At 65.9% G+C, this 19,859-nt stretch carries 19 protein-coding genes; 4 read left to right on the plus strand and 15 right to left on the minus strand.

What is annotated here, in order from left to right; translation table 11 throughout:
* Positions 1–771, plus strand: a complete 771-nt coding sequence (lptB, locus tag G7078_RS00925; protein ID WP_166092058.1) for an LPS export ABC transporter ATP-binding protein — start codon at positions 1–3, stop codon at positions 769–771.
* Positions 772–785: 14 nt separating this feature from the next.
* A complete protein-coding gene (rpoN, locus tag G7078_RS00930) occupies positions 786–2,201 on the plus strand; it encodes an RNA polymerase factor sigma-54 (RefSeq protein ID WP_166092060.1) in 1,416 nt (471 codons plus the stop codon).
* Here rpoN and G7078_RS00935 read toward each other — a convergent pair.
* From G7078_RS00935 to G7078_RS00995, 13 genes are all read right to left on the minus strand, one after another.
* On the minus strand, positions 2,198–2,959 hold the full coding sequence (locus G7078_RS00935) for an endonuclease/exonuclease/phosphatase family protein (protein WP_166092063.1): 762 nt from the start codon (positions 2,957–2,959) through the stop codon (positions 2,198–2,200). The genes rpoN and G7078_RS00935 overlap by 4 nt on opposite strands.
* Positions 2,960–2,966: 7 nt before the next feature.
* Positions 2,967–3,392, minus strand: coding sequence for a GFA family protein (locus G7078_RS00940; protein WP_166092065.1), 426 nt, complete (start codon positions 3,390–3,392; stop codon positions 2,967–2,969).
* Position 3,393: 1 nt separating this feature from the next.
* Complete coding sequence (gene gyrB / locus G7078_RS00945; protein ID WP_166092067.1) at positions 3,394–5,901, minus strand: DNA topoisomerase (ATP-hydrolyzing) subunit B; 2,508 nt, start codon at positions 5,899–5,901, stop codon at positions 3,394–3,396.
* Between the two features lie 94 nt (positions 5,902–5,995).
* Positions 5,996–7,321, minus strand: a complete 1,326-nt coding sequence (locus tag G7078_RS00950) for a DEAD/DEAH box helicase (protein ID WP_166092069.1) — start codon at positions 7,319–7,321, stop codon at positions 5,996–5,998.
* 194 nt (positions 7,322–7,515) lie between these two features.
* A complete protein-coding gene (gene recF, locus G7078_RS00955; protein WP_166092071.1) occupies positions 7,516–8,574 on the minus strand; it encodes a DNA replication/repair protein RecF in 1,059 nt (352 codons plus the stop codon).
* A 39-nt stretch (positions 8,575–8,613) separates the two neighbouring features.
* Positions 8,614–9,237 carry a hypothetical protein gene (locus G7078_RS00960; protein ID WP_166092074.1) on the minus strand — a complete coding sequence of 208 codons (624 nt, stop codon included), beginning with the start codon at positions 9,235–9,237 and terminating at the stop codon, positions 8,614–8,616.
* A 17-nt stretch (positions 9,238–9,254) separates the two neighbouring features.
* Entirely contained in the window at positions 9,255–10,358 is a 1,104-nt protein-coding gene (dnaN, locus tag G7078_RS00965) for a DNA polymerase III subunit beta (protein ID WP_166092076.1), read from the minus strand.
* 110 nt (positions 10,359–10,468) lie between these two features.
* The gene (locus tag G7078_RS00970; protein WP_166092078.1) at positions 10,469–11,047 is read right to left on the minus strand and encodes a fasciclin domain-containing protein; all 579 of its coding nucleotides are present in this window, start codon (positions 11,045–11,047) and stop codon (positions 10,469–10,471) included.
* 83 nt (positions 11,048–11,130) lie between these two features.
* Complete coding sequence (locus tag G7078_RS00975) at positions 11,131–12,468, minus strand: hypothetical protein (protein ID WP_166091706.1); 1,338 nt, start codon at positions 12,466–12,468, stop codon at positions 11,131–11,133.
* A gap of 118 nt (positions 12,469–12,586) precedes the next feature.
* Positions 12,587–13,849: a spinster family MFS transporter gene (locus tag G7078_RS00980; protein WP_166092081.1), complete on the minus strand. Its 1,263-nt coding sequence runs from the start codon at positions 13,847–13,849 to the stop codon at positions 12,587–12,589.
* Between the two features lie 60 nt (positions 13,850–13,909).
* Positions 13,910–15,073: a kynureninase/PvdN C-terminal domain-containing protein gene (locus G7078_RS00985; protein ID WP_166092084.1), complete on the minus strand. Its 1,164-nt coding sequence runs from the start codon at positions 15,071–15,073 to the stop codon at positions 13,910–13,912.
* On the minus strand, positions 15,070–15,837 hold the full coding sequence (locus tag G7078_RS00990; RefSeq protein WP_166092086.1) for a tryptophan 2,3-dioxygenase: 768 nt from the start codon (positions 15,835–15,837) through the stop codon (positions 15,070–15,072). The genes G7078_RS00985 and G7078_RS00990 overlap by 4 nt, the downstream gene beginning before the upstream one ends.
* 45 nt (positions 15,838–15,882) lie before the next feature.
* On the minus strand, positions 15,883–16,344 hold the full coding sequence (locus tag G7078_RS00995) for an outer membrane protein assembly factor BamE (RefSeq protein WP_166092087.1): 462 nt from the start codon (positions 16,342–16,344) through the stop codon (positions 15,883–15,885).
* 87 nt (positions 16,345–16,431) lie between these two features.
* Here G7078_RS00995 and G7078_RS01000 point away from each other — a divergent pair, with 87 nt between their 5' ends.
* The gene (locus tag G7078_RS01000) at positions 16,432–16,941 is read left to right on the plus strand and encodes a ubiquinol-cytochrome C chaperone family protein (RefSeq protein ID WP_166092090.1); all 510 of its coding nucleotides are present in this window, start codon (positions 16,432–16,434) and stop codon (positions 16,939–16,941) included.
* Positions 16,941–17,468, plus strand: coding sequence for a YceD family protein (locus G7078_RS01005; protein ID WP_166092092.1), 528 nt, complete (start codon positions 16,941–16,943; stop codon positions 17,466–17,468). Before G7078_RS01000 ends, G7078_RS01005 begins: the two co-directional genes overlap by 1 nt.
* A 28-nt stretch (positions 17,469–17,496) precedes the next feature.
* Here G7078_RS01005 and ssb read toward each other — a convergent pair whose 3' ends face one another.
* Together ssb and feoB are read right to left on the minus strand one after the other, a co-directional pair.
* Positions 17,497–18,000 carry a single-stranded DNA-binding protein gene (ssb, locus tag G7078_RS01010; protein ID WP_166092095.1) on the minus strand — a complete coding sequence of 168 codons (504 nt, stop codon included), beginning with the start codon at positions 17,998–18,000 and terminating at the stop codon, positions 17,497–17,499.
* Positions 18,001–18,010: 10 nt separating this feature from the next.
* Positions 18,011–19,858, minus strand: coding sequence for a ferrous iron transporter B (gene feoB / locus G7078_RS01015; RefSeq protein WP_166092097.1), 1,848 nt, complete (start codon positions 19,856–19,858; stop codon positions 18,011–18,013).
* Position 19,859: the final 1 nt, after the last annotated feature.

Consider the following 19,859-nt stretch of genomic DNA (forward strand, 5'->3'; position numbering starts at 1 on the left):
ATGAACGAGGCTTCCACGCTGGTCCGGCCGGCCGACCAGGCCACCGTGGGAACGGGGCTGGAAGTGCGTTCGATCGCCAAGGCCTACGATCGCCGCGCGGTGCTCCACGACGTGTCCCTGTCGGTCGACCGCGGTGAAGTGGTCGGGCTGCTCGGTCCCAATGGCGCGGGCAAGACCACCTGCTTCTATTCCGTCATGGGGCTGGTGAGGCCGGACGCCGGACGGATCCTGCTCGACGGGCAGGACATCACCGGCCTGCCAATGTACCGCCGCGCGGTTCTGGGCCTCGGTTACCTGCCGCAGGAAACCTCAATCTTCCGCGGGCTTAGCGTCGAGCAAAACATCATGGCGGTGCTCGAGGTATCGGAGCCCGACCGCGAGACCCGCCGCGCCCGGCTCGACCAGTTGCTCGACGAATTCGGGCTGACTCGGCTGCGCGATTCCGCGGCGATGGCGCTGTCGGGGGGCGAGCGGCGGCGCTGCGAAATCGCCCGCGCGCTTGCCGCCGACCCGTCGATCATGCTGCTGGACGAGCCCTTCGCGGGCATCGACCCGATCTCCATCTCCGACATCCGCGAGCTGGTCCGCGAGCTCAAGCAGCGCGACATCGGCGTTCTGATCACCGACCATAATGTCCGCGAGACGCTCGATATCGTCGACCGCGCCTGCATCATCTACGACGGGCAAGTGCTGTTCCAGGGCACGCCCGAAGCCTTGGTTGCAGACAGCGAGGTCCGCCGGCTCTATCTTGGCGAGAGTTTTGCTCTTTAGGAGCCGGTAAGCCAGTGGGCCTCGGTCCGACGATCCAACTTCGCCAATCGCAGCAGCTGGTAATGACCCCGCAGCTGACGCAGGCGATCAAGCTGCTGACGCTCAGCAACCTCGAACTCGAGGCCGCGATCGCCGAGGAAGTGGCGAACAATCCCCTGCTCGAAATGGCCTCCGGTGAAGAGGGCGGCGATGGCCCCGGCGAAAGCGAGCCGTCGCCGGACGAACCCGGGCCCGCCGAGGACGATCGGCCGCTCGATTACGACTTCGAACAGGCGGCGCTGGAAACGGACAGCTTCACCGACGTGACCGTCGCGTCGACCGATGGCGAAGGCTTCGATTTCGACCGGCTGGAGGCCTGCGAAACGTCGCTGTGCGAACATTTGATGGCCCAGTTGTTCGGCGCGTCGGGGACAATTGCGCTGCTGGCGCAAATCATCGTCCAGCAGCTCGACGAGACCGGCTATCTGACGACGCCGCTATCCGACATCGCCAGCGATTCGGGCGCAACGAAGGCCGAGGCCGAACAGGCGCTGGCCCTGGTCCAGTCGCTCGATCCGCCCGGAATCGGCGCCCGCGACCTGTCCGAATGCCTCGCGCTGCAGGCCAAGGCTGCCGACCGCTACGACCCGGCGATGGCGCGGCTGATCGACAATCTGGAATTGCTCGCCAAGGGGCGGATGAGCGACCTCAAGCGCATCTGCGGGGTCGATGACGAGGACCTTCACGACATGGTCCGCGAATTGCGCGCCTACGATCCCAAGCCGGGATGCGCGTTTAGCGCGGTCGCTGCGGAGGAAGTCGCGCCCGACGTGTTTGTGCGCCGCACCGCCAAGGGCTTCGCGGTCGAGCTAAACGGTGCTGCGCTGCCTCGGCTGCTGGTCAACCGGCGCTATTACCAGGAGCTCAAGCGCGGGCCGCAGGACGGCAAGTCGAAGGCTTGGCTGAGCGAGTGCCTGGCCAGCGCAAACTGGCTGGTCCGCGCGCTCGACCAGCGGGCGCGGACCATCGTCAAGGTCGTCAGCAAGGTGGTCGAGCGGCAGCAGGGCTTCTTCGACCATGGAGTCGCCGCGCTGAAGCCGCTGACCCTGCGGGAGATTGCCGAGGCGATCGAGATGCACGAATCCACCGTCAGCCGAGTGACGACCAATAAATATCTGCTGTGCGACCGCGGCGTGTTCGAACTGAAATACTTCTTCGGGTCTGGGGTGGCGTCGGCGGCAGGGGACGGCGCTTCGGCGGAGGCGGTGAAGGCGGGCATCAGGGAGATCGTCGCCGCTGAGCGCGAGGTGTTGAGCGACGATGCGATTGCCGAGCTGCTCAAGCGCCGGGGCTTCGATTGCGCGCGCCGGACCGTCGTCAAATATCGCGAATCGATGGGCATCGGCTCATCGGTCCAGCGGCGTCGTCAGCGGAAGATATCCGGCGGCTAGACCGACAGCCGCGCCCAGATCGGCAAGTGGTCGGACGCCTTGCGGGCGACTTCGCTCATGTGCACGCCGGCGGCTTCGATCTTCGCGCCCTGGACGATGATCCGGTCGAGCGGCGCCATCGGGTGGCGAGCGTGGAAGCTTGGCCCCGTCTGGGCAATGCGGAAGGTCGGCGGCAGGTCCATCAGGCAGCCGGCGGCGCTGCGCCATTCGTTGGTGTCGCCCATCAGCACGGTGGGCATGGTTTGCGGACGCTTGGCGACCGCTTCCAGGATCGCCCGCATCTGGCGTCGCCGCCACAGGCCGGACAGGTCGAGATGCATGCCGATCACCCGCACCGGCTTGTCGCCCGCGAGCAATAGCTCCGCCATCACCGCGCCGCGCGGTTCGAGCGTGGGCAGGTCGAGGGCGGCGCATTCCATAATCCGCACGTCGTGCTTCACCAGCAATGCATTGCCATGCCAGCCGATGTTGCGCGTGTTGACCTTCAGGAAGCGTTCGGCGTGCGCCCGCGCCTTTTCCATCCGCCGCTTGTGGCGAACGCCCAGATGGACCGGCTGGTACATGCCATGGTCGTCGATCAGTTCGTGCGGCACCGCCGAAGCGCGCCCGCCGAAACGCTTGTCCGCCTCCTGCAGCGCGACGATATCGGCATCGATTTCCTGAAGGACTTCAAGAATGCGATGCGGATCGCGGCGACGGTCGGTGCCGATCGCTTTGCGCATGTTGTAGCTGGCAATGGTGATGGTGCTGGCGGCCATTGCCGCATCAAGCATCCGTGCCGCTCAGCGGTTCCGCAATCCGCGTCGGGGTCCAGCGCCGGCGGCGACGCTCGATCCTGTCGGCGCTGCCTTCCGAGTCGTAAACGATCGGTTCGGCGGTAAGCTCAAGCTGCGGATTGTCGAAGCAATTGAGATTGAAGGTGCCGAGCCAATGCTCGCCGTCCTGCATGACCGCCGCGACGTAACTGCCGCACGTCGGGCAAAGCAGGAAATCGGTGATTCCAAGGCCAAAGCGATAGCGGGTCAGCGGCAACGAAGCGGTAATGTCGCCCTGCCCTTGCGCATCGCTGACATTGCGCGACCCATGCTTGCGGCAAAAACTGCACTGACAGGCGCGCACCGCCAGCGGCTGCTCGCTCGCATAGGTGAACGTCACCGCGCCGCAGTGGCAGGAGCCGGCGTGGACGGTCACTCTAGACGTCCAGGTTGGCGACGCTGAGGGCGTTGTCCTGGATGAATTCGCGGCGCGGTTCGACGACATCGCCCATCAGCCGGGTGAAGATCTCGTCGGCGACGTCGGCCTGCTCGACCTGCACGCGCAGCAAGGAGCGGTTGGCGGGATCGAGCGTGGTTTCCCACAATTGCTCCGCGTTCATCTCGCCCAGCCCCTTGTAGCGCTGGATGGACAGACCCTTCCGCCCGGCGGCGAGCACCGCTTCGAGCAGTTCGGACGGGCGCGTGACGGGCGCCGTCTTGCCCTTGGTCTCCAGGTCGGCCGGCTGCTCGTCGCCGTCCACACCGTCGATCGGCTCCGGCTTTTGCTCGTCGGTCGCCGCGCCCTTCTTCAGGACCTTGATCGACGACGGCTTGGCGTAGACGTCGATCTGCTCGGCCGCCAGGGCATGGAGCTTGCGCGCTTCCGCCGACACCAGGAACTTGTCCTCGACGATGTGCGCGTCGGTGACTCCGCGCCACAGCCGGCGCAGCAAATAGCCGCCCTCGGCCGCGATCTCGCCCGACCAGGTCGCTTCCAGGTCGCCCCGCCCGAGCCACGCGGCCACACGCGCGATCGCCTGCTCCCGCCCGGCCTTATTGAGGTCGGGCTTGAGCGCGCCATTGAGCGCCAGGCCTTCGAGTAGCGCATAATCATATTTGCGCGGCGCGTAGCGCATCAGCGTCCGGACCCGGCGCGCATGATCCACCAGGACCTTGAGGTCAGCGCCGGTGCGCGGTCCCTCCGCAGTCTCCAGCACCAGGCCGTCGATGCCGGCGTCGACCAGGTAATCGTCGAGCGCGGCGTCGTCCTTCAGATAGACCTCCGACCGGCCGCGGGCGACCTTGTAGAGCGGCGGCTGGGCGATGAAGAGGTGCCCGTTTTCGAGCAGCTCCGGCATCTGGCGGTAGAAGAAGGTCAGCAAGAGCGTGCGGATGTGGGCGCCGTCGACGTCGGCGTCGGTCATGATCACGATCTTGTGATAGCGCAGCTTCTCGAGGTTGAATTCCTCGCGGCCGATGCCGGTGCCGAGCGCCTGGATGATGGTGCCGATTTCGCGGCTGGACAGCATCCGGTCGAAGCGCGCGCGCTCCACGTTGAGCAATTTACCGCGCAAGGGAAGGATCGCCTGGTTGTGGCGATTGCGGCCCTGCTTGGCCGAGCCGCCGGCCGAGTCACCCTCGACCAGAAACAGTTCTGACAGCGCCGGGTCGCGCTCCTGGCAGTCGGCGAGCTTGCCGGGCAGCGAAGCGATATCCATCACGCCCTTGCGCCGGGTCAGCTCGCGCGCCTTCTTCGCCGCTTCGCGCGCGGCGGCGGCGTCGATCACCTTCTGGATGATCGAGCGCGCGTCGGCCGGATGTTCTTCCAGCCATTCGCTCATCTTGTCGGTCATCAGGCTTTCGAGCGGCTGGCGAACCTCCGAGCTGACCAGTTTGTCCTTGGTCTGGCTGCTGAACTTGGGGTCCGGCAGCTTTACCGAGACGATGGCCGTCAGGCCCTCGCGCATGTCGTCGCCGGTCAGCGTGACCTTCTCCTTCTTCAACATGCCGGACTTTTCGGCATAGTTGTTGATGGTGCGGGTCAGGGCCGCGCGGAAGGCGGCCATGTGCGTGCCGCCGTCGCGCTGCGGGATGTTGTTGGTGAACGGCACGACGTTTTCGTAGTAACTGTCGTTCCACTCCAGCGCGACGTCGATCCCGATGCCGTCGCGCACTGCGGAAATGGCGATCGGCTCCGGAAACAGCGGCGTCTTGGCGCGGTCGAGGTATTTCACGAAGGCCGCGATCCCGCCCTCGTAGAACAATTCATGCTCGACCCGCTCTTCGTGCCGCGCATCGGCAAGGATCAGTCGAACGCCGGAATTGAGGAAGGCGAGCTCACGGTAGCGGTGCTCTAGCTTCTCGAAATCGAATTCGGTGATCTTGAAGGTCGCGGGGCTCGGCAGGAAGGTCACGCGCGTGCCCTTCTTGCCGTCGGGCGCGGGGCCGGTGACCTTCAACGGCGACACGGCGTCGCCAAAGGCGAAGCGCATCTGATGCTCCTCGCCGTCGCGCCAGATGGTCAGTTCGAGCCACTCGCTGAGCGCATTGACGACGCTGACGCCGACGCCGTGGAGGCCGCCCGACACCTTGTAGGCATTGTCGTCGGACGTGTTCTCGAACTTACCGCCAGCGTGGAGCTGGGTCATGATGACTTCGGCCGCGGACACCCCTTCCTCGGCATGGATTCCGGTGGGAATGCCGCGCCCATTATCCTCGACGGTGACCGACCCGTCGGGGTTCAACTGGATCAGGATGCGGTCGCAGTGACCCGCCAGCGACTCATCGATCGCATTGTCCGAAACCTCGAACACCATGTGGTGGAGGCCGGAGCCGTCATCGGTGTCGCCGATGTACATGCCGGGCCGCTTGCGGACTGCGTCGAGGCCCTTGAGCACCTTGATGCTGTCGGCGCCATATTCGTTCTGGTTGGGGTCTTCTGCCATGGTCCGGATATAGGGATTCCGGCAGGGAAGTCACGCGTGCGCGCGCGTAGGCGAGCGCTCAATGGGGGAGCCGTCGGGCTCCCCCTGAGACGTTTTAGCGCGAGAAGCCACCGCCGGCGCGGCGGGAGCCGCCCGGGCGTCGACGGCGCTGGCCTTCGGGGCGCGGCCCTTGACCGCGATGAGCCGGATTCTGGTTCGGACGATGCGAGCGCGGTCCGCGCTGCTGCTGTTGCCGTTCCGGTTGCGCGGGCTGGGCCGGCTTGAGGCGCTTGAGCGCCTCCGCCGATTGCAGGAAGCCTTCCGGAAGCGGGGCAACGGGCACCTTCTGACGGGTCAGCCGCTCGATATCGCGCAGCAGGCCACGCTCGTCGGGCGAGCAAAAGGCAAGCGCCTTGCCGTCGGCGCCGGCGCGCGCAGTGCGGCCGATGCGGTGCACATATTGCTCCGGCACTTCGGGCAGGTCGTAGTTGATGACGTGCGCGACGCCGGGGATGTCGATCCCGCGAGCAGCGATGTCCGTCGCAATCAGGACCGAAACGTCGCCGGCCTTGAACTCGGCGATGGCGCGCTCGCGCTGCGGCTGGCTCTTGTTGCCGTGGATCGCATTGGCCTTGATCCCGGCCGCTGCAAGCAGCTTCACGATCTTGTCGGCGCCATGCTTGGTGCGGCTGAAGACCAACGTCCGCTCGCCATGACGCGGCTGCAGGAACAGCGTCAGGAGCGCGGTCTTTTCGCTCTGGTTGACCAGGGTCACGCTCTGATCGATGCGCTGGACCGTCGTCGCCGCCGGGGTCACCGAGACTTCGGCCGGGTTCGACAGGTAGCGGTCCGCCAATTCCTTGATCGCGCGCGGCATGGTGGCCGAGAAGAACAGGGTCTGCCGCTTGGGCGGGATCAGCGCGACGATCCGCTTGAGCGCATGGATGAAGCCAAGGTCGAGCATCTGGTCGGCCTCGTCGAGGACGAGGATTTCAAGCTCGCGCAGGCTGAGCACGCGCTGGTCGATCAGGTCGAGCAGGCGCCCCGGAGTCGCGACGAGCACGTCGAGCCCGGCGGAAACCGTGCGGACGCTCTTGCCGTTGGGAACGCCGCCGAAGATCACGCCCGACGATAACCGCATGAAGCGGCCGTACGTCTGCGCGCTGGCAGCAATCTGCGAAGCAAGCTCGCGCGTCGGCGCAAGCACGAGCATCCGGACGTGGCCGGGCTTGGGCATGCGATTGGCCTCGGCCAGCCGCTGCAGCGACGGCAGCATGAATGCCGCCGTCTTGCCGGTGCCGGTCTGGGCGATGCCAAGCAGGTCGCGGCCGGTGAGGACCGTCGGAATGGCCTGGAGCTGGATGGGCGTCGCCTTGGTGTAATCCTTGGCGGCGAGCGCATCGAGCAAGGGCTTCGAAAGCCCGAGATTAACAAATGACATGTGTGATGAATTCCAAATATGGCGCGCGCGGCTAACGCCTTCCTGGCGCGCCGCGAACGGGGTCAGAAAGCGCCCCGCGTGAATAGGAGAGCAAGTTGGTCGAGGCGCGGGCCGGCCTTTGGGGCCGTTCACGCCGCTTGTTGAAAGCGCCTCGTGCTGCGGTGCAATATAGGGCCTTGGGGTAAAAAGTCCACCTAGGCGGCCACGACGCCCCCCGGATGAACCTGGAAGCGGCTCGCGGCGCCGATGCCGTCGAACAGCTGGGCCTCGGTCGCAGTCATCCAGACCTGGCCTTTTCCCTCCAGCCGATCGAACAGCGCGGCGCGGCGAACGGGGTCGAGATGGGCCGCGACCTCGTCCAGAAGCAGGATCGGCGCTGCACCGCGACGGGCGGCGACCAGTTCGGCATGGGCCAGGATCAGGCCAAGCAGCAGCGCCTTCTGTTCGCCGGTCGAGCAGCGCGACGCCGGCATCGCCTTGGTCGCATGGATCACCGCCAGGTCCTGCCGGTGCGGGCCGGAAAGCGTTCGGCCGGCGGCGGCGTCGCGGGCGCGGCCAGTGCGCAAGGCGTCCGCGAGATTCCCCGCGTTCAAGCCTTCGATGGCGATCGCGGCGCGCGCAAACTGGTCGTCCGGCGTCGCGTCCAGCTGCCCCTCAAGGGCTTCGACGGTCCGGGCGCGGGCGCCGGTTATCGAGGCGCCATGCTCCGCCATCTGCAGTTCGAGGGCTGTGAGCCAGGCAGGGTCGGCCTGCTCGATCTCCGCCAGCAGCTTGTTGCGGGCGCGCATGGCGGCCACGTAGCGGGACGAATGGTGCGCGTGATCGGGCTCCAGCGCCAGAACCAGCCGGTCGAGAAAGCGGCGCCGCTCGCCAGCGGTGCCGGCGAACAAACGGTCCATGGCCGGCGTCAGCCAGAGGACGGATAGCCATTCCGAAAGCGAATTGACTGCGGCGGGCGCGCTGTTGATGCGCACCTGCCGCCGTTCGGGCGTGGCCGGGGACGTGCCCGTGCCAATTTCAACCTCCCCAAGCCGGGCCGCGACCGCAAAGCCGCCCGAGCCGCCGATGCGCGCCATTTCGGCCAGCGACGCTCCACGCAGGCCGCGTCCCGGAGCGAGGAGCGAGACAGCTTCCAGCAGGTTGGTCTTCCCCGCCCCATTCTCGCCGAACAGCAGGACGAAGCCGGGCCCAGCGTCCAGCGACGTCTCAGCGTAAGAGCGGAAGTCGGTAAGCGCGAGGCGGGTAACGTGCACCGTGCCGGCTTAGAACAAGCCAGGTGGAGGAGGAACCTGCTAACCTTCTTCGCGACGCACAATAGGGCAGGAATGCACCGGAACCGGTCGCTCAATGTTGGTCGCGGCCGTCCAACATTCGCCGAAGACCGAACAGTAGCAGGCTTTGGCGACTAGGCGGTTTTCCTGCACGGTCTTGATCAGCTTCTCGACGGCTGCGCTGGTCGCCCCAATTTCCCGAATTTCGAAGTAGGTAGTGTCGCTTCCAGCGCGAAGCATCGTTCCAGCCAAGGAGCTTTGCAGGCTTCTGATTTTGCCGGGCGCGTTACAGCAGGCGGTGAGGACCGCCGCCATATTATCTTTTGGCCTACCGTCGAGCCTATATTCGGCCCAACGTATTTCAGCTGGGCCAATGCCATCGTTGCTGAATCGCAAAGTTGCAAATCGCTCGCCCGGCTTCGATAGATCGGCCTCAAAACCGGTCGTCAGGTAAGGCAGTGAATTCGCCTGAACCAGGCGCTCGTTCTGATGCACCAGCTCTTTCATCACTTGCCCGTGATGCCAGGCAATCAGGATTGAGATGAAGGATACGAACAGGGCGGAAATCGGAAGCACCTTGTCCAGCCATTGATGGCCGGTCCGGTGCGCGACATGGTCGTGCGGGTTTTCGACCTCGACGTCCATCGCCTCTGGTTCCTCGCTCAGACCCGCATCGGCATGAGGACGTACAGCGCGTTCGACTTGTCATTCTCGCGCAGCAGCGTCGGGGCCGCGGCGTCGGCGAGGTGGACTTCGACCGTATCGCCGTCGATCTCGCCGAGGATGTCGAGCAGGTAGCGGGCGTTGAAGCCGATCTCGATCGTATCGCCGCCATAGTCGGCGGGCAGTTCTTCGGTCGCGGTTCCGGCCTCAGGCGAAGTGACCGACAACGTCACCTTGTCGCGGTCGACGGTCATCTTCACCGCGCGGGTCTTTTCGCTGGCGATGGTGGAAACGCGGTCCACGCCCTGCGCGAACGTCTTGGGATCGAGCTTCAGCAGCTTGTCGTTGGCCGTCGGGATCACGCGGGTGTAATCCGGGAAGGTGCCGTCGATCAGCTTGCTTGTCAGCACCGCGCTGCCCAGGCCGAAGCGGATCTTGGTCGCCGACATCGACACTTCGACGGTGCCTTCGACCTCTTCGAGCAGCTTGCGAAGCTCGGCCACGCATTTGCGCGGGATGATGATGTCCGGCATCCCGTCGGCGCCGTCGGGCTTGGGCAGGACGACGCGGGCCAGGCGGTGCCCGTCGGTCGCAGCGGCCTTTAGCTGGTCGTCGGCGACGTGCAGGAAGATTCCCATCAAATAGTAACGGGTCTCCTCGCTGGAAATCGCGAAGCGGGTCTTGTCGATGATCTGGCGCAGCGTGGCCGCCGGAAGTTCGAAGCGGGTCGGCAGGTCACCTTCCGCAATCACCGGGAAATCGTCGCGGGGCAGCGTCGACAGGTTGAACCGGGCGCGGCCGGCATTGACCTGCATCTTGCCGTCAGCCGCGTTCATTTCGACCTGGCTGCCGTCGGGCAGCTTGCGAACGATATCGAACAAGGTGTGCGCCGACACCGTGATCGCGCCCGGGGTGCCGACCGTCGCCGGAACGCTTTCATCGACCTGCAGGTCGAGGTCGGTCGCCATCAGCCGGATCGAATTGTCCTCGCGCGCCTCGATCAGCACGTTGGACAGGATCGGGATCGTATTGCGGCGCTCCACGACCGACTGGACGTGGCCGAGGCTCTTCAAGAGTGTCGCCCGTTCAATCGTCGCCTTCATCGCGCGCCATGCCCCCAGTGAAACCTAATCAACTGCCCCGTTTATAGCGGCCGTTTGCAGGTGTGCCAGTGGGGTAATGGCGCGCGAGTGGGCGGTCGGCGCGCGGTCGCCTAGCCGGCGGCCGGGGCGGCCTTTTCCGCCTGTGCCGGCTGGAGCACGCCGCTGATGCGGTGGACGACGCCGTTGGAGAACCTCTCGTCCGAACCGGTGACCGTCGCCTTGCCGCCCGCGGCGTCGGTCAGCACGATCGTGTCGCCGTCCTTGGTCGCGGTGATGGTGCCACCACCCATCGTTGCAAGCTGCGCCTTGCCCTTGCCGGCATCGATCGCATTGCCGATGTCCGCCGCCAGGATCGTCCCGGGCAGGATGTGGTTGGTGAGGATGCCCGTCACCCGGGCGCGGTCCTGCGGCTGCGCGGCTTCGCCCTGCGGCAACCCGGCGAGCGCCTGGTCGGCGGGAACGAGCACGGTGTAGGGCCCTTGGCCGGCGAGCGTGGCATCGAGCCCGACCGACTTTAGCGCCTTGAAGAAGGCGCCGTTCTGATCAAGCCCGGCGGCAATCGTCTTGCTGCCGGCCGCGTCCTTGGCCGCGGACGACTGTTCGGTGGAGCGGTTATCCGCGCCCTTGCCGTCACACCCTTGCAGCGCCAGCGCCGCGCATGCCACCAGCGGAAGCACTTGCTTGATCATTAATTCTCTCCTGCCGTTGTTCGATACGAATAGAAACGGCCCCGCAACGCTTGCGAGGCCGTTCCCGATCCCAACTTTCGTAATTAGGTCAGCGCAGCGACGATTGCGGTGACCAACTGGGTCGTCGGATCGACCCGATAGATGTTGCCGTCGGCATAACGGTACCAGTCGTTGGGCGTATCGTAATATTGGTCACGATAGCCAAGCGGCACGTTGTAGGCGCCATAGCCTGCCGGCAGCGGCTGGCCGACGCCGAAACCACCCGTCAGCAGCGCTGCAACCTGGTCGATCAGGCCGCTGCCCGCATCGACCCGATAGATCGAGCCCGGCGCGTAGCGGTAATAATAGTCCGACGAGTCCTGATACAGCGGCCGATAATTGTATGGCACGTTGTAGGCCGAATAGCTGGCCGGCATCATCTGCCCGTAACCATAACCATAGCCGAGCATCGGATCGACGTCCTGCACCAGGCCGGTGTAGGGGTCGATTTCGTACACATAGCCGTTGGCGTAGCGATAATCGGTGTTCGGATAGCTCGCATAGAACGGCTGCAGCGACGTCGGCAGCATGTAATTGCTGCCCATATAGTTCGTCGGGAACTGCTGGCCGACGCCGACGCCGAGGCCGAACAGCGGCAGGAGCGCGCTGATCAGCTGGCTTTCCCGGTTGACCTGGTAGGCGTACCCGTTGCCGTACCGATAATAATAATCGTCGGTATCAGGATACAGATACGACAGGCTGCTGGGCAAAGCGCTCATCGCCAGCGCGCGCTGGACGGTGTCGTAGCGCTGGCCGACCAACTGCTTGGCCTGGCCCGGAGGGACGCACGCGACGGCCTTCTTGGCCAGCCCGGGAGGACAGCCGTTGGCAAAGCCATTGGCGTTCAGCGCGATCGCCCGCTGCTGCCAGTCGCGGTCGCGGAAGATGTCGATGTTGCGGTTCGCATCAGCAATCCGAACGGCCTGGCCGTTGCGGCGGTCGAAGACTCGGTCGGCCAGCTGGCCGCGGCCCTTTTCGACCTGCTTCATCTGCCGCGCGATTGCCTTGTCTTGCCCCTTGCCGTTTCCGGCCATGCGGACCTGGCGGTCGAAATGCTGGGCATTCGCCTTGCGGTCGTGCTTCATCTGCGGCCCGCGGTCGGCCTTGGCAAAGCGCTGCTGCTGCTGGACCTTGGGCGCCTTGTGGGCCTTCGGCTGCTGCTGCTGGGCGAAGCGCATGGGCGCGTGGGCCTTCTGCCCGCCGCCGCCGCGCGCCATTTTCGGGGCGCCACCGCCGCCGCCGCCGCGCGCTGCCTTCGCACCGCCGCCGCCGTGCTGCGCATGGGCAGCCTGTCCGCCACCGTTGCCGCCGCCGGGCTTGGCGGCCGCCGGAGCGGAAATTGCCAGGGCCGCCACACCGGCGGCCAAAAGGAACGTATTCATCAGGATTCTCCTGTAAATGCTTGCGGGGAGAACGGCTGGCCTAAGCCTCCGTTCCACCGCCAGTCCAAGCGAACAGGCATCCTACCGCATTCGGGTGAACCCAGAATGTCCAGGCGGTTCAGGCACTTGCCTGATAGGCGTCCCGCTTAATGGTGAACGCTGCAATGCCGCAGAGCGCCGCTGCAACCGCGTAGAAGCCCAGACCGTAATTGATCGAATAGCGCATTGCGTCGGCGCCGTAGGTCGGCCGGAGCGCATCGGCGATGAACCCGAAGATGAATGTCCCGAAGCCGATGCCGATGAGGTTGTTAATGAGCAGGAAGCAGGCCGAGGCGGTCGCTCGCCGCGCCGGCTCGACCAGCATCTGCACGCCATTGGCGATCGGCCCGAGCCAAACCAGCGACAGCGCGTAGGCAAATGTGAACAACAGCCCCGCCACGATCCTCGATTCCACCGCCATTGCCGCACCGAACATCGGCGCGGTCAGCAGGAAGGCGAACGCCGGCGTGGCCGCGTAGGCCGCGATCCTCGCCCCGCCCAGACGGTCGGCGACCAGCCCGCCAAGGTAGATGCCCGCGATTCCCCCGATCAGCACGATGGTTCCGAAAAACGTGCCGATGCTGCCGAGCGAAAGGCCGAGCGATTCGCTGAAATAGGAAGGCAGCCAGAACGCCAGGCCATAGCCGGCGACAGATGCCGACGCAGCGCCAAACGAAAGCAGCCAGAAGCTTGGCAGCCTGGCCAATTGGGCCGCGATCGCTCCGAACCCGGGCTGCGCCTGGTCGACCCGCGGCTCACCCGACGCGGATTCCGGTACCCGCGTCGCGATCAACCAGCCGACCGGCAGGCCGGCCAGGCCGATGACGACGAACGCGGTGCGCCAGTTAACCGCTTCGGCGATCCAGCCCCCGAAGAACAGGCCGAGCGCGGAGCCGATCGGGATGCCCAGGCTGAAGATTGCGAAGGCACGTGCGCGGCGGTTGGCCGGAACATGTTCGGCGATGAGCGCATAGCTGGGTGCAACTCCGCCGGCTTCACCGACCCCGACGCCCATCCGGGCGGCGAACAGCTGGCCGAAATTGGTCACGAAGCCGGACAGCGCGGTGAAGAGGCTCCAAATCGCGGCCGAGATGCCGATGACCCGGGCACGCCTTCCGGTGCGGTCGGCGTAACGGGCGATGGGGATGGCCAGGGTGGAATAGACGCTGGCGAAGGCGATCCCGCCCATCAGCCCGAGCTGGGTGTCGGTGAGGCCGAGTTCGGCCTTGATCGGAATCTTCAGGATGCTGACGATCTGGCGATCGAGAAAATTGAAGATGTAGGCGAGCAGCAGCAGGAGCAGGACGCGCGTGCGGGCGGGATTGGTCGCTTCGTCGCTCATCCGCCCGTCGCTCGCACGCTCGGGTCGGAGCGGCAACCCCCCGGCCCGGTGACCGCTCGCCTAAGCGGAGAGCCGGCCTGCAAGCGCGGCGAAGCGGTCGACGTCGGCCTCATCCTGATAGATTCCGAAACCAAGCCGGATCACGTCGCCGCGAACGTCGGTGATGCAGTCGATGGCCTTGAGTTCGTCGCACCACCGTTGCGCATGGGGGCTGCGGAAAGCGAGAAAGCGCGCGTGGTCGCCGTCGCCCGGCGGGTTGAGCAGCTCCGCGCTGGCGAACGCCGTGCCGTCGAGCGTATCGACCATCCGTTGCTGGAGGTGCGCGACGTGCTGCGAGACGTCCGGCGTGCTTAGCCCTTGCGCGGCCAGCATCCGCTGGACGGCGTTGAATCGATAGAGCCCGCTGGCGTCGAACGTCGCGCCCATGAACCGCATCGCGTCCGGCGCATAGCCGACGCTGCCGGGCGGAAGGCTCAAATCCTCGAACTCGGCGAACCAGCCCGTCACCGGCGGGCGCGGGCCGAAGCCGGGTGGCGCGTGCATGAAGGCGCACCCTTCCCCCGCCATCGCATATTTATACCCCCCTCCAAGGAAGAAGGCGGATCGCCCCGAGTCCGCACCGAACGGACGATCCAGCGCCATGAAGGCGTGATAGCCATCAATCACCACCCATGGCCCGGCAGTAGCGCCAAGCGCGGCCAATTCCGCCACCCGGTCGAAAATCCGGCCGGTCCCGAACAACACCTGGCTGACCATAATGAGGTCGTGTTCGCCCGCGCGGGCACGATCGAGGAAACGCTCGCCGAAGCTATCCGCCGGGTCGGTGGCGACCGTTTCGAGGTCCAGCCAGCCATCTTCGGCCCAGCGGGCGAACTGGCGCCGGGCGCTGTGAAATTCGCCGTCGCTGGTCAGGACCCGCAACCGAGCGCCTTGCCGTGGGCATGCGCTGGCGATCCGGACCAGCAGGTCGTGGGTATTGGGGGCAAAGACAATCGCGTCGGCCATTGCCGTGCCCAGTTCGGCGGCGACGTGGCGCTGCGCTTCCGGCCAGACTTCGCCCATGATCCGATCCCACTTGCGGTCGGCGAGCGTGGCGGCATCGTTCCAGCATTCCACTTGGCCGTCGAAGCTGGCGTCGGGCCACAGGTGATGGCTATGCGCGGCGAAGTGCAGTCGACCGGGCGCCGCGCCAAGGCTTCGCGAGAACAGCGCCTTGAAGCTCAAAGCTCGGTCCTGATCGCCCACAATTCGGGGAAGGCGCGCTTTTCCAGGGTCGAGCGCAAGTAAGCCGCGCCCGCCGACCCGCCAGTGCCCTGCTTGTTGCCGATGATGCGCTCCACGGTGAGCACGTGCTTGTGCCGCCACGATGCCATGGCGTCATCAAGATCCATCAATTTTTCAGCGAGTTGGTAAAGGTCGAACCATCGATCGGAGTCGCGATACACCTGGAGCCAGGCGGCCGCGAGCATCTCATCCGAACCGTCGCCAAGGTCGAAGCCGGCGCGGCGCAGCGCGTCGTGTGCCGCCTCGCGCAGGCTCGGCTTTTCCAGCGCGGCGAGTAGCCGGTCATGCTCATGGCTGTCGGCCGGATAATGCTTGAGGAAGCGCTCGTCCTTGATGCCGAGCCGATATTCGAGCTCGCGAAACTGCGCCGACTGGAAGCCCGACGAGGTTCCGAGCACGTCGCGGAACGCCATGTAATCGACCGGGGTCAACGTCGCGAGCACGTCCCACGACAAGGTCATCACCGACTGGATCCGGTTGACCCGGGCCATCGCCTTATAAGCCGGGGCGAACCGGTCCTGGCCGACCAGGTCGATGGCAAGATCGAGCTCATGCAGCATCTGCTTGAGCCACAACTCCTTGGTCTGGTGGATGACGATGAACAGCATTTCATCGTGCAGCGTCGACAGCGGCCGCTGCGCCGACAACAGCTCGTCGAGCGCGAGATAGTCTTTATAAGTGATGCCGGCAGGCGTCGCGGTCATCGCCGAGCGATGCCGCTAAACGCCGCTGCCTGCAAGCGCGTCGGCTTACTGGTCGCCCTGCGGAACGATCCCGCCCGATCCGACGCTGCCGATGCCGCCGAAGAACTCCTCGAAAAAGCTCTTCTTGCGGCCGAGCGTCGGGGTCAGGTCCTTGTTCGGACGAATCGACGCGATCAGCTCCTTGCCCGACGTCTGGACCGAAGCGACATTGCCCTTCGGATCGAAGCGGACGCGAAGCACCGTCTGCTCGGCGACCTTCGGATTGCGGAACGCCAGCGTGTTGGTGTCGCGCGAGAGATAATACCAATCGTTCTCGCTGAACTGGCCGGTGAACGTCGGGCGACCGAGCGTCTTTTCGACCGATTCCTTGTTGTCGACGCCAGGCTGAATCGCGGAATAAACTTCCTTTTCGAGGACGGCACCGCGGTGGTCGCGGCTGCCGGCGCACCCGGCCAGCAGGGCAGCGCCCGCGACCGCGACCGCCATTTTGACCAGCGCAACCTTCATACCAACGACACCTTCTCTTGCCTGAAGCCCCTGCCGGCCACTATCCGGCGGCGCGCACCAAGCGCAACCCTAAGCCGTCAAGGACCTATGCTGCGCTTCCTGTTCCGGAGATTAACGAACGAACCGCCCCGCGGCCAGCAGTTGTTCGACGCTGTGGTCGGCGAGGCGCGGCAGCCGGACTGGTACACCGCTGGCGGCGTGCCCGACACGCTCGACGGTCGCTTCGCGATGCTGGCCACGGTTTGCGCGCTGGTCACGGTCCGGCTCGACAGCGAGGCGGACGGCGCGGTGATCTCCGCCGCGCTGACCGAGCGCTTCATCGAGGCGATGGATGCCGAGCACCGGCAGCTCGGCCTCAACGACCCGACCCTGGGGAAGCGCGTGCGCAAGATGGTCGGTGTCCTTTCCCGTCGAGTCGGGGAATGGCGCGCGGTCATCGCCGCCGATGGCGACTGGGGCGCGGCGGCGCGATCGAGCGTCTATCGCGGCGGCGACATGTCGGACACGCAGCTGGACTTCACCGTTGGCAGGCTGCGTGACCTGTGGTCGCGACTCGTGCGCGCCAGCGGCAGCGCGCTTATGGAAGGCAGGTTCTGATGACCGACGGCTTCGCCCACCGCCTGCCACTCGACCGAATCGCCGGCGGGCAGCGGCTCGACCTCGTCGCCGACGAAGCGGAGCGGCAGGCCATTGCCGAACGCCTGCGCCTGGTCTCGCTCGACCGGCTCGACGCGCACGCAATCCTCGATCGCACGGGCGCCGAAGTGCGCGCACGCGGACGGTTGAAAGCGGCCCTGTCGCAGCGTTGCGTGGCGACCGGGGAACCGGTGGCCGAGCATGTTGACGAGGCGTTCGAGCTCAACTTCGTGCCAGCCCCGACGTCCGGCACGCCGGACGAGGAAATCGAGCTTGGCGCCGACGATTGCGACGTGGTTTTCTACGATGGGCAGGCGATCGACCTCGGCACTGCGATCGCGGACAGCCTGGCGCTGGCGATGGAGCCCTACCCGCGCAGCCCCGATGCTGAAATGACGCTCAAGGAAGCGGGCGTCCTTAGCGAAGGGGAAGCAGGGCCCTTCGCCGCGCTTGCGAAACTTAAGCGCGGCGGCGATTCCGAAACCTAGAAGGGCCGAAACCTAGAGGAGCTGAAACCTAGAAGGGAACGTCGTCGTCCAGGTCGGTGTCGAACGCCGCCGGCTGCGGACGGGACTGCGAACCGCCGCCCCGGCTGCTGCCGCCGCCGAAGCTGTCGTCGCCGAAATCGCGGCCACCGCCGCCTGAGCCACCGCCCGAACCGCCGCCGTCACGGCTGTCGAGCAGGACCATCGCGCTGTTGAAGTTCCGCAGGACGACATCGGTCGTGTAGCGGTCGTTGCCCGACTGGTCCTGCCATTTGCGGGTTTCCAGCTGGCCTTCGAGGTAGACCTTCGAGCCCTTGCGCAAATAGCTCTTGGCGACTCGGGCCAGCCCTTCGGAGAAGATCGAGACATTGTGCCACTCGGTCTTTTCCTTGCGGTCGCCGGAGTTGCGGTCCTTCCAGCTTTCCGACGTCGCGACGCTGAAGCTGACGACTTCGCCGCCATTCTGGAAACTGCGCGACTCGGGGTCCTTGCCGAGGTTCCCCACCAGGATGACCTTGTTCACGCTGCCTGCCACGTCTCTCTCCCTAAAGTCCGGCGGCGACTGCAATCCAATAGGTCGCCCCTGCAGCGAGATAGGCGAGCGCGAACAGGTAAGTCACCATGAAAAGCGGCCACTTCCAGCTATTGGTTTCGCGCCGGGTCACGGCAATCGTCGAGATGCACTGCGGCGCGAAGACGAACCAGGCGAGGAAGGCCAGCGCAGTCGCCAGCGACCAGCGGCCCTGAAGCCGCTCGGCAAGGGTGGCGCTGGCCGCTTCCTCGTCGCTGGCATCGATCGCGTAGACCGTGGCGATGGCGCTGACCGCGACTTCGCGTGCGGCCATCGAGGGCAGCAGCGCCATGGCGATGTCGTGGTTGAAGCCGATCGGCCGGACCACCGTTTCAATCGCGCTGCCGATGCGCCCGGCAATCGACACGTCGACCTGGCTTTCGCCCGGTTTGGCCTGCGGAAAGCTGGCTAGCGCCCACAGCAGAACGGTGGTGCCGAGAATGATGGTCCCGGCCCGCTTGAGGAAGATGGTCGCGCGCTGCAGAAGACCGAGCGCGACATCCTTGATCGACGGCATCTGGTATTTGGGCAGTTCCATCATGAAGCCGCCGCCGCCGCCTTTGAGGATCGTGCCGCGCAGGACCAGCGCGGCCAGCAGCGCCCCTGCCACGCCGACGATGTACAGGCCGAACATGACCAGGCCCTGCAGCCCGACCCCGGCACCGACGCTGCGGTCCGGAATGAAGGCGGCGATGATCAACGTGTAGACCGGCAGCCGGGCCGAGCAAGTCATCAGCGGCGCGACCAGGATCGTCGTCAGCCGGTCCTTGGGATTGTCGATCGTCCGGGTCGCCATGATGCCGGGCACAGCGCAGGCGAAGCTGGACAGGAGCGGGATGAAGGCGCGGCCCGACAGGCCGGCGCCGTGCATCAGCTTGTCCATCAGGAAGGCGGCGCGGACCATGTAGCCGCTCGCTTCGAGCAGCAGGATGAAGAAGAACAGGATCAGGATCTGGGGCAGGAAGACGACCACTGCGCCGACTCCGCCGATCACGCCGTCGACCAGCAGCGAGCGGAGCAAGCCGTCGGGGACCAGCGCGGTGACGCCCTGCGCGAGCGCGGCCATGCCCGCCTCGATCCAGCCGATCGGTAGCTCGCTCCACGCGAAGACCGCCTGGAACATGACGAACAGGATCGCCGCCAGGATCAGCGGGCCGACGACCGGGTGAAGCAAGACGAAGTCGAGCCGGTGGGTCCAGCGGCGCACCGGGCTTTCGCTGATCACGGCCGTGGTGGCAATGTCTCTCGCGCGGCGCTGCAGGTGCAACAGGTCGGTCGGGATGTCCGGCATCGGCCGGCGGACCGGCCCGGCGAGCAGTTCGTCCAGCGCCGACTGCACTTCGGCGACCCCGCGGCGGCGCACGGCGACGGTTGGGACGACGGGCACGCCAAGCTCCATCGCCAAGCGCTGCGCGTCGAGCTCGAGCCCGTCGCGCTTGGCCATGTCGATCATATTGAGCGCCACCACCGTCGGCAGGCCCAATTCGATCAGCTGGAGCGCGAAGCGCAGGTGGTTGTCGAGGTTCGATGAGTCGACGACGATCAACAAGGCGTCGGGCGTCCGTTCCCCCTTCTGCTTGCCGAACAGCACGTCGCGCGTGACCGCTTCGTCGGGGCTTGCGGGGTCCAGGCTATAGGCGCCGGGCAGGTCGACCATTTCAACCGGGCGCCCGTCGGCGAGCAGCAGGCGGCCCGATTTCCGCTCGACCGTCACCCCGGGATAATTGCCGACCTTCTGGCGGGCGCCGGTGAGGGCGTTGAACAGGGCGCTCTTGCCGGCGTTGGGGCTGCCGACCACCGCCACCAGCGGGAGCGGGTTCATC

Origin of the sequence: Sphingomonas sinipercae (assembly GCF_011302055.1) — a bacterium.
Classification (GTDB): Bacteria; Pseudomonadota; Alphaproteobacteria; order Sphingomonadales; family Sphingomonadaceae; genus Sphingomicrobium; species Sphingomicrobium sinipercae.